This is a genomic window from Photobacterium lucens (assembly GCF_009873615.1).
GTDB lineage: Bacteria > Pseudomonadota > Gammaproteobacteria > Enterobacterales > Vibrionaceae > Photobacterium > Photobacterium lucens.
The window spans coordinates 1-8,802 of sequence record NZ_SSMG01000408.1; the positions used below are offsets into that span (position 1 = coordinate 1).

Sequence of the window (8,802 nt, forward strand, 5' to 3'; positions counted from 1 at the left end):
CCATTTTTTACTAGCTATCTATTCCATGTTTAGATCAAAAAATGTAATCTCTCTCTCCTTAAATATGAAAAACTAGTGAATAGTTATTCTTATCATACCTATGGGATTCCCCCATTTATTCGGCAGTTTCTATCAGTAGGTTGTAAATCGAGATGCAAGAACAAGCAGCAGCACCACCAAAAAGCCCAATTAACAATTGGCTTATGTTCCTGATCCCATCCTTAATTGGTGTGTTCCTATTTATGGCACCAATTAATTTCAATGGTGACATTACAATCCCTATCGCTGTTTTAGCGAAAACCATTCAAGCTCAGTTCGAAAATTCACTGACATCTATTGTGACGGGCGTGATCAGCTTTACAGCTATCATGTCGATCATCACTAAAGTGTTTAAGCCAGGTTTTATTACTCGTAACGGTTTTTTAAATGGCTTACTCAACCCATCACCAATGTGGTTTATCGTGCAACAGCTTGGCGCTATTTTTGCTGTAATGGCTTACTTTAATGTCGGCCCTGAGATGTTCCGCACTGACGCTACCGGTGGTTTGGTATTAAACGATCTGCTACCTGTTCTGTTCTCCGTCTTTATTTTTGCAGGTCTACTACTGCCACTACTGCTGAATTTTGGTTTGCTGGAATTTTTCGGCACTCTGTTTACTCGCATCATGCGCCCTATTTTTGGTCTTCCAGGCCGCTCATCAGTTAACTGTATTGCATCATGGTTAGGTGATGGCTCGGTAGGTGTGCTATTGACCAGTAAACAGTACGAATCAGGTATGTACACTCAACGAGAAGCGGCGATCATTGGTACCACTTTCTCTGCTGTCTCTATCACATTTAGCTTGGTTGTGATTGCGCAAGTTAACCTAGAGCACATGTTTGTACCGTTCTACTTAACCGTGTGTTTAGCAGGTTTAGTCGCCGCTATCATTGTGCCTCGTCTACCACCGTTATCACGTAAGAAAGATATCTACATTGATGGTACAAAAGAGAGCAAACACGATGAAAGCGTACCGCAAGGTCACAACGTTATTTCTTACGGTTTAGAACAAGCGTTAAAGAAAGCGGCTGAAGTTAAAAGTATTCCTGCGATTGCATTAGATGGCGTGAAAAACGCTGTAGATATGGTGTTTGGCGTACTACCTGTTGTCATGGCGATTGGTACTATTGCGCTGGTGATTGCAGAGAACACACCATTGTTTGATTACCTTGGTATGCCATTTATTCCGTTCTTAGAATTACTGCACATTCCTGAAGCGGAAGCAGCATCAAAGACGATTGTGGTAGGTTTTGCAGATATGTTCTTGCCATCTATTTTGGCATCAACCATTGAAAGTGACATGACCCGTTTCATCATCGCAGCAATGTCAGTCACTCAGCTTATTTACATGTCTGAAATTGGTGCCCTACTTATCGGTAGTAAAGTACCGGTTAAAGCGTGGGAGCTATTTGTAATTTTCATCCTACGTACACTGGTGACCTTACCTGTAATTGCAGGCATGGCACACCTACTGTTTTAAGCAAAGGTACAAACAAAAAGGCGACCATTGGTCGCCTTTTTTTCGTCTAAATATTGAATTAAGATCAAACTTTTCAATTATACCGTATAGCTGATTTTCGTTAGCACTATCACATTTTATAAAATTTAACATTCACCCAAGGTATAAGCAGATTATTGCAATTGCTTTTATCTTTCCTCTCGATAATATGCCGCCAAACACCACCTAACCACTTGTTTTTTATGGGTGTAATTAGACCTCAACTTAATATGCATATTGTTTAATGATATTAGTAAAATGCAATTTAAACTGTCTCTTGTTGCAGCATCCCTTATTGCTACGCTAACTCTTACTGGCTGTAACGACGATTCTTCTTCGACAACTACACAACCAGAGATTGAAAAACCATCTCCTGAGACGGGTACTCCTACACCGGATAATAGCGCAATCACCATCAAAGCTATCGACGGTTACCTAGCAAATGCTGAAATTTGTATTGATCGCAACAACAATAATGCTTGTGATACAGATGAAAAGTTAACGGTTAAAACAGACAAAAACGGTGAAGCAAAAATTAGCAAAGCAGACGCTAAATTCAACATCATCGTATCTGCAAAAGCATCGGTTACAAGTGACTCAGATAAGAGTGGTAAGTTAGGCAACGACTTCCAATACATCGTTTCTGCAAGCGATAACGCTGAAAATAAAACGATTTCTGTAACGCCTTTTACTACAATGGCACACACAAAAAACATCACATTAGAAGCACTGGCTAGCGAGCTAAATCTGCCACTCAACACCATTGCTGGTGATTATGTTGCACAAAAAGAAAATGACGAAAATGCACAAAAAGTGCATGCGATCGCACGTTCAATTACAACAACACTCCCAACCACCATCGCTGCTATCAATGCTGATAAACTCGTTAAAACAACTGCAGACATCAGCAAGATCTTAGATGATAAAATTAATAACAAAGAAGATCTGAACAACATCAACATTGAGTTTGATGAAAAAGGCCAAGCGGTAAGTAAAGAAATTTACACCACGGCAAGCTACTTTGCTGTTGACGAAGAAATGTGGGCAGTAAGCTTAAATAAAGCATACGCTACCGAAGAAGGTATTGATTACGCAAAAGTTATTTCTGCTAACACACTAGAAATGACACGCTACAATACAGGTAAAACATCGACAGGTGAATTTACTATCAATGGTGATGCTATTGTCTCTGATGGTGAAGCAGATACCTTCATCTACATGACTCATGACGTATCATTAGCCGTACCACAAAATGACGGTGATTTAATCCTGTGGAGTAAGAAAGATCTGCGCGATAAAGAAGCCGTTTACGCTGAAACATTTGCCAATAAGACGTTCTTCTACATTGCTGACGATTCAACAAGCCATAATCCAGATCCAATGATGGCAAAAATGCACTTTAATGCTGATAAAGTGACGATTGAAGAAGCTGATGAATCAATGGAGCTTAGCTGGGCAATCCAAGGTGAAAATCTATTTATCGACTTCCCTGAAGGCGACAACGATATGAACTTTAAGATTATCGCTAAAGATCGCAACTTACTGATCACAGAAGACAGCACAGTTAAAAACATGTTTGGTATGTTTGTCGCTAACGAAGCACTAGCAAAAGATCTACTTACAAAGTGGAAAGCATCAAGCAACTAACAGCAATAGAAAATAAATAAAGGCGACCATTGGTCGCCTTTTTACTCTCTATATCAGCTATTAACCTTTATAGATTTTCGGGTTAAACACATCTCGTAGCCAGTCACCTAATAAATTAATCACCAGTACCAATACCACCAGCACAATGCCAGGGAATGCGGTGATCCACCATTGACCTGAGAAAATGTATTTAAAGCCGATGCTGATAAGCGAGCCCAGTGATGGCTGATCTACCGGTAAACCTAAACCTAAGAATGACAGTGCCGCTTCTGACATAATGGCATTCGCCACCTGCACCGTTGAAATAACGAGAATAGGTGATAAGCAGTTCGGCAGAATATGACGGAACATAATACGTGGCGCTCTAAAGCCCATGACTTTTGCCGCTTCAACATACTCTTTTTTCTTCTCCGCCAGTACTGAGGCACGAACGGTACGCGCATACTGTGGCCACTCTGCAATACCAATGATCACCACCAGCATGATCACGGCATATTGCGCATAGGTTTCAGCCCCTAGTGCTGTTCTGAAAATCGCTGAAACAATGATCGCCACCATCATGGTTGAGAACGATAACTGCACATCAGCCACACGCATTAAGAAGCTATCAACGCGTCCACCGAAGTAACCTGCGGTTAAACCAATCACGATACCTAACGTCATCTGCAGTGCAACGGCCAGCAAACCAATGGTTAGTGATAAGCGAGCACCGTACAGAATGGTGGAGAAAATATCACGCCCTTGATCGTCAGTACCTAGCAGAAAGTTTTCATCACCGTCTTCCATCCAAGAAGGCGGCAATTCTGAATCCATAATATCAATTGACGACAGATCATAAGGGTTAGTCGGTGCAATAAATGGCGCAAATAATGCCGCCGTAGCAAAACTTAGAAAGACTGCGAAACAAACCATCGCTACCTTGTCTTTCTTAAAATAATACAGGAAATCGGAGTTTTTAAAGCGCTCCCAACGGCTTGGCGCAGCTAGTGTATTACTCATGACTTACTCTCCCTTGCCAGTCAGGTTTACAGTCGGGTTAACCAATCCATAGAGCAAATCAACAATGGTATTAGTTACAACGAAAATCAGTCCTACAAAAATCACGTAAGCTGTAATTAATGGGGTATCAACACGGTTAATCGCATCTAAAAATAGCAGTCCGGTACCCGGCCATTGGAAAACACTTTCGGTCAAAATGGTGTAGGCAATCATGGTACCGATCTGCACCCCGCCAACGGTTAATACAGGCAGCATGGTGTTCTTCAGTGCATGTTGGTAATACACCTTTTTCATCGGTAAGCCTTTGGCTTTAGCAAACTTGATGTATTCCGAGCTCAATACTTCGAGCATTTCAGAGCGCACTAAGCGAATAAATAGCGGCAGCATAATAGACGCTAACGCCACACATGGCAGGACTAAGTGCTTCAAACCATCAACAGTGAAATAACCTGAATCCCAACCGAAGTAATTGGCAGTCTCACCACGCCCAAATGACGGCAACCAGCCTAATTCAATGGAGAAGATATACATCAGCATAATCGCGGTAAGAAAAACAGGAATAGAGATCCCGATACTACTGAACGCCATTATGGCTTTGGTGAACACACTATTGGGATGAATGGCGGAATAAACCCCAAGCGGAATGGAGACCACAATAATGATCATAGTGGCGCCAAAGACCAGCTCAAGCGTTGCCACGAGTTTGTCTAAAATCACCTCAGTGGCGGGCTTTTTAAATGTGTAAGACGTACCTAAATCGCCTTGCACAGCATTAGATAAAAATCGGCTATATTTGGTGATAAACGGATCGTTAAGTCCTAAATCATCACGTAATTGTTGTCGTTCAGCTTCTGATACAGATTGCCCCACCAACTCACGTAATGGGTCGCCAAGGTTATCTTGGATGGCAAATGCCACCAAACTGATCACAAACATCACTATCAGTGCCTGATACAGGCGCTTGACCAGAAACGTAAACATTCCCTGCCCCTTCTCTTTCTTCCTGAAAAAGTGCCGGAGCAAGCTCCGGCACTGTTGCTTTCGCTATCGCTTTACTTACTTCTCATCAACCACAAGATCGCCGAAGTAAGGCATTTCCATTGGGTTTACAATATCAGCAGCGTGAACGTTGGAACGTGCACCCCATGACAGGCTCTGCCAATGTAGAGGAACAAATGCCGCTTCGTTATAAAGCGTCGCTTCCACTTTTTGTAGCATTGCTTTACGTTTCGCAGGATCCGTTTCTACGTTCGCTGCCTCCACTAACTTGTCGACTTCTGGGTTTGAGTAAAAACCACAGTTGTACTGACCTTGACCCGTTTCTTCGTTACGCGTCATGGTTAAGAACTCAGTCATGTTGGCTGAATCTTCGGTATCAGCGTGCCAACCAATCATCAGCATATCTGCCGCACACTTATCAAACTCAGGCCAGTATTGCGCTTTTGGCATGGTCTTAAGATCAACCTTAATACCAATCTTCGATAGCATTGCCGCTACTGCTTGTGCCACTTTGGCATCGTTCACATAACGGTTGTTTGGCGCTAGCATGGTTAGGGTAAAGCCATCGGCATAACCCGCTTCTTTCATTAAGGCTTTCGCTTTCTTCACGTCATAACGTGGCACTAGGCTTTCATCATGACCTTGGTAACCCGCAGGGCTTTGTTGACCCGCAGTGGTTGCAAAACCTTTCATAATTTTCTTCACGATGCCTTCGTTATTGATTGCATGAACAATCGCTTGGCGCACTCGCACATCTTTCAGTGCTTCATTACTGTTTTGGTTCATTTGGAAGGTAATGATACGGGTACCCGGCTGCGTCACCAGCTCAACACCATCGGCTTCTTTCAAACGCTCATGATCGTTTGGTGCGACATGGTCAATCATATCGACACCGCCTGATAGCAAGGCAGCTAGACGTGTCGCATCTTCTTTGATTGGCAGCAGCGTTAACTTATCAACGTTACCTTTTGATGCTTTGTCCCAGTAATCAGCGTTACGAGTAAACTCAACCTTTACCCCTTGCTCACGCTCGGTGACGATAAACGGACCAGTACCAGAAAGGTTCGTCGATGCAAATGAGTTACCGTGTTTCGCAATTTCTGCCTTGTCTTTACCGTCTGCTGTTTTACCGCTGTAGAATTTGCTGTCCATTGGGAAAATGTAAGTCGCAGTTTGCAGCACCAGTGGATAAGTCCCTTTTGAGATCAGATCAACCGTGTAGTCATCCACTTTCTTCATTTCCGCATACGGAGCGAAGATCTTTTTAAAGTCAGCAGAGTCTTGCAGACGATTAAACGTCCACACCACATCGTCTGCAGTTAGAGGGTTACCAGAATGGAATTTCACCCCTTGGCGTAATTTGAAACGGAAGGTGTGATCATCAATACGCTCCCAGCTTTGTGCTAGGCGTGGCTCAAATTCCATGTCTTGTGTAAAACGCACAAGAGGATCGAAGACCATATGAGAAAGCTGTAGCGTACCACCTGATAGTTGCTCATGAGGGTCAAGTGAAACAGGATCTGATGCATAACCTAGTTTGATCTCAGCCGCTGTTGCACTAAAACTTAAACCCGCGGCCATTAATGCTACGGCTAATTTGCTCTTGATGGTTTTCATTGCATAACTCCTTTATGCACGGGACCTCTCCCGCGAGTTGTTTGTGAAGACGGATTAAGCGCTTTTTAATCCATTTTGACTAATTCCCTTAAACTCAGGCATTAGTGAAATTAAGTGTTGGCTGTACGCATGTTGTGGCGAGGTAAATAACTGCTCGGTTGGTGCCACTTCTAACAAGGTGCCCTTTTGCATCACCCCAATGCGATCACACATTTGGCGGATCACTGGCAAATCGTGGCTAATAAACAACATGGTAAGGTTGAGCTCATCTTGCAGATCTTTTAGCAAGTTCAGGATTTGAGCCTGTACTGATACATCGAGTGCAGAAGTTGGCTCATCACAAATCAGCAGACGAGGACGTGTTGCCAACGCGCGGGCAATAGAAATACGTTGACGCTGACCACCAGAAAACTCGTGAGGATATTTCACCCCAGCGGCACGTCCTAAACCGACATGATCCAATAAGTCATGTACGATTTGGCGTGTCTGCGCTTCGTTCTCGGTCAGTTTGTGGAAGCGAATAGGCTCAGCGATAATGTCGAAAATGCGCATCCTTGGGTTCATCGACGTATACGGATTTTGGAATACCATCTGCATTTGACGACGCAATGGACGACGCTCGGACTCACTCTTCAGCGAGGTTAAATCAATACCTTCAAACGTCACTTTGCCTTCATTCGGCGGATATAAACCTGCGATCACGCGAGCAATGGTCGATTTACCAGAACCAGACTCTCCTACCAGACCAAAAGTTTCCCCTTCAAAGACTTGAAAGCTCACATTATTGTTGGCTTGCACATATTCACGACGGCTTTCAAATAGCGAATCTTTAGTGATAAAACGTAGGCTTACATTTTCTACATTTAACAACGCACCAGAATAATCACGCTGCTCTTGGCGTTGACCCAACCAGTGATTTTTCACATCCAGTGGTGGTGTTTCTTCTGCTTTTTCGATGTAACTAACGAGTGGGAAACGCTTTAATTTAATATCAGAACGCGGAACTGCAGAGATCAAACTTTGAGTATATGGATGCTCTGGGCGGTTAAGCACTTGCTCGGTTGTACCAAACTCCACCAGATCGCCGCGATACATCACCGCAACACGATCTGTCACATTCGACACCACGCCCATATCGTGCGTCACCAACATACAGCCGACGTTCTTCTGCACACATAAATCACGGATAAGGGTTAAGATCTGATCTTGAATCGACACATCCAGTGCTGTCGTTGGCTCATCGGCAATGATGAGATCCGGCTCTCCAGCAAGTGCAATCGCAATCACCACACGTTGGCGCATACCACCAGAAAATTGGTGTGGATACTGTTTAATACGCAGTTCAGGTTGTGGGATACCTACCTGCTCCATCAAGGTTAACGCACGCTTGTACGCTTCTTGCTGAGTGACTTTTAAGTTAGTCACGATAGTTTCCGTAAGCTGTTGTTCCACCGTAAAGAGTGGGTTTAGCGACGTCATCGGATCTTGGAAAATAAATCCAATTTTGGCACCACGTACCTGACGCATTTGCTCCGGCGTTAACCCAGAAATTTTGGTTCCATCAAGATACACATCACCACTGGCGATTTGCCCTGGAGGACTCAGCAGATCAATAACGGCATTACCTACCGTTGATTTACCTGCACCAGATTCACCCACCACACCCACAATTTCACCACGCTCAATAGAAAACGACAGTGATTTAACCGCAGCGTGTATACCGTGACGGGATGGATATTCTATCCGAAGGTTTTTTACTTCTAGTAAAGCCATGACTGACCCCAATTGCTTGGCAGGCTCCTGCCAATATAAAAACTTGAATCCTTTCCATGCCAGCATAATCAGCTATCAGCATGCTCGCCTATCAATCTGTCAAAAATTTTACACAAAAGCAACATTACAAAGTAAAAAACTATAACCAACCCAATTAATCGAATAACTATTCATTTTGATTTAGATCAAAAATAACATCCCACTATCAATAAAAAGCTACACAAACAGT

At 43.3% G+C, this 8,802-nt stretch carries 6 protein-coding genes; 2 read left to right on the forward strand and 4 right to left on the reverse strand.

Annotation, left to right across the window (positions count from 1 at the left end; genetic code table 11):
* The first annotated feature begins 146 nt into the window (after nucleotides 1-146).
* Nucleotides 147-1,520 carry a YjiH family protein gene (locus E5A76_RS16760; RefSeq protein ID WP_392397377.1) on the forward strand — a complete coding sequence of 458 codons (1,374 nt, stop codon included), beginning with the start codon at nucleotides 147-149 and terminating at the stop codon, nucleotides 1,518-1,520.
* Nucleotides 1,521-1,796: 276 nt separating this feature from the next.
* Nucleotides 1,797-3,185, forward strand: a complete 1,389-nt coding sequence (locus E5A76_RS16765; RefSeq protein ID WP_161119623.1) for a hypothetical protein — start codon at nucleotides 1,797-1,799, stop codon at nucleotides 3,183-3,185.
* A 60-nt stretch (nucleotides 3,186-3,245) separates the two neighbouring features.
* Here the strand turns inward: E5A76_RS16765 and E5A76_RS16770 are convergent, their stop codons facing one another.
* The 4 genes from E5A76_RS16770 to E5A76_RS16785 form a co-directional block, all read right to left on the reverse strand.
* Nucleotides 3,246-4,184: an ABC transporter permease gene (locus tag E5A76_RS16770; RefSeq protein ID WP_008988274.1), complete on the reverse strand. Its 939-nt coding sequence runs from the start codon at nucleotides 4,182-4,184 to the stop codon at nucleotides 3,246-3,248.
* Nucleotides 4,185-4,187: 3 nt separating this feature from the next.
* Complete coding sequence (locus E5A76_RS16775) at nucleotides 4,188-5,165, reverse strand: ABC transporter permease (protein ID WP_042117391.1); 978 nt, start codon at nucleotides 5,163-5,165, stop codon at nucleotides 4,188-4,190.
* 75 nt (nucleotides 5,166-5,240) lie between these two features.
* Nucleotides 5,241-6,800 (reverse strand): ABC transporter substrate-binding protein, encoded by a 1,560-nt coding sequence (locus E5A76_RS16780; RefSeq protein WP_161119624.1) that lies wholly within the window; start codon nucleotides 6,798-6,800, stop codon nucleotides 5,241-5,243.
* A 54-nt stretch (nucleotides 6,801-6,854) separates the two neighbouring features.
* Nucleotides 6,855-8,573: a dipeptide ABC transporter ATP-binding protein gene (locus E5A76_RS16785; RefSeq protein ID WP_161119625.1), complete on the reverse strand. Its 1,719-nt coding sequence runs from the start codon at nucleotides 8,571-8,573 to the stop codon at nucleotides 6,855-6,857.
* Nucleotides 8,574-8,802: the final 229 nt, after the last annotated feature.